General features: G+C 32.2%; 2 protein-coding genes. One reads left to right on the top strand and one right to left on the bottom strand.

The window, feature by feature from the left end:
- Positions 1–151 precede the first annotated feature (151 nt).
- Positions 152–565, bottom strand: coding sequence for a peptide deformylase (locus HMPREF0493_RS00775; RefSeq protein ID WP_006351322.1), 414 nt, complete (start codon positions 563–565; stop codon positions 152–154).
- A gap of 106 nt (positions 566–671) precedes the next feature.
- Between HMPREF0493_RS00775 and HMPREF0493_RS07980 the strand changes: the two genes are divergently transcribed.
- The coding region (locus HMPREF0493_RS07980) for a DUF2075 domain-containing protein (protein ID WP_155800035.1) at positions 672–1,440 on the top strand (769 nt) is incomplete at its 3' end.

Raw genomic sequence — 1,440 nt, 5'->3', positions numbered from 1 at the left:
CCTCGTTGCCTTCATGACAACGCATTTAATAATACTCGCTACTTGATTTTTTGTCAAGCGTTTTTTTATTTTGTTTTTGTCGTCATCTCCTGACGACAGTTAGATATATTACCCTCTTTATCTGTCTTAGTCAATCATTTTATTAACTTTTTTAAATCAATATTCCATCGCAGTGATCTATCTCATGCTGAATTACTTCTGAGGTTAACCCGTCAAACTCTTGAGTTCGATTTTCAAAGTTCATGGTCTGAAAACTTACGCGGATTTTCTTGTACCTTTTCGTACTTCTTTCTCCGCTTAAAGATAAACATCCCTCTTTTGTGATATACCTTTCTTCTTTATCAATTATTCTGGGATTGATCATTACCATCGCCAATGGTCCAACATAAAAGGCAATAATTCTCTTATCTTTACCAATCATATTTGCAGCTAAGCCTAAAGCCAAATTTCTTTTTGCAATTAATGTGTCACGCAAATCGATTGCTATGTTAAGATCTGCCTTGGTGGCCGGCTGAGATTTTCTTTGTAAAAACATTTGATCATGAATAATATTTTGGGCTGCCATAGTTTTTCCTTTCTATAAATTATTTTCATAAAAATTGAGGCATCTTGATGATTAATGAAGCTATAAAAAATTATTTTCTTTTAATGCACTTACTAATGAACAAAAAATTCTCATCGAAAAAATAATACATTTTATCAATAATCACATAGATGATGAAAGAACCGCAGTTTTTACTATTTATGGTGATGCTGGCACAGGCAAAAGTGTTGTTCTCTCTTCATTATTCTATCAAATTCAAAAAGAGAGCCGTATTCAATCTGGCAAATTAGCAAACACAAAGAATTACTTTTTAGTCAATCATCCAGAGATCTTAAAAGTTTACAAACAAATCGCAGGTTCAATTAAAGAACTTTATAAAAAAGACTACATGTGTCCCACTTCTTTCATTAATCAAATGGATAAGAAAAAAGAACATGCAGATATTGTAGTTATTGATGAGGCTCATCTTTTGTTATCCAAGCCGGATCACTATAATAATTTTTATTTTCAAAATCATCTGCAGGAAATAATTAATCGTGCCCGTGTAGTTATACTTGTTTTTGATCAATATCAAGTTTTGCGAATGAAAAGTCTATGGACTCTGCAACGCTTAGAAAAAATTACTCATCACTATCCTCATCAAGATTACTTTTTACGGCATCAATTTAGAATGACTGCTTCAGATGATCTAATCAAATGGTTTAATGATTTTACAACTGGCAAGCTAACTAAATTACCTACTGATGCGAGAAGAAATTATGACTTTCGTATTTATGATGATGAAGAAAAAATGCGTCAAGAAATAGTTAAGCGAAATGCAGAAGTTGGATTATTTCGTATTTTATCTACCTCTGGCTATCCCTCCATTTTAGATGGTGGCAAACACTATATAACAC

The sequence above is a fragment of the Lactobacillus amylolyticus DSM 11664 genome (genome assembly GCF_000178475.1).
Classification (GTDB): Bacteria; Bacillota; Bacilli; order Lactobacillales; family Lactobacillaceae; genus Lactobacillus; species Lactobacillus amylolyticus.
The sequence above is the reverse complement of the archived record's forward strand: the minus strand, read 5'-3'. Positions and strand labels throughout refer to the sequence as shown.